The following is a 311-nucleotide window of genomic DNA, read 5'->3' on the forward strand; positions in this document are numbered from 1 at the left end:
AATACAAGTAGCTCGGTTCTAGGAAACTTAAAAAATGGTGAAAAAGTAACAGTACTAGGAAAAGCAAACGGCTGGGCGAAAATCAGCTATCAAGGAAAAGAAGGCTATGTTTCGTTAGAGTTTGTGAAGTTAGAAGCAGGAAAACAAGAAGAAAAGCCAGCGGAAAACATTACGAATGGAACGCAAGAAGTAGGAACGATTAATGCGACAAGTCTCCGAGTAAGAAGCGCGGCGAATACAAGTAGCTCGGTTCTAGGAAACTTAAAAAATGGTGAAAAAGTAACAGTACTAGGAAAAGCAAACGGCTGGGC

Annotated in this window: 1 protein-coding gene; it reads left to right on the plus strand. The window is 40.8% G+C overall.

Features of this window, described 5'->3' with window-relative positions; all coding sequences use genetic code 11:
* Nucleotides 1-311, plus strand: a 311-nt coding sequence (locus tag JDS81_RS29960) for an SH3 domain-containing protein (RefSeq protein ID WP_199688702.1), incomplete at both ends; no start/stop codon positions are given.

The organism is Bacillus cereus group sp. N31 (assembly GCF_016483245.1).
In the GTDB taxonomy this organism is placed as follows: Bacteria; Bacillota; Bacilli; order Bacillales; family Bacillaceae_G; genus Bacillus_A; species Bacillus_A toyonensis.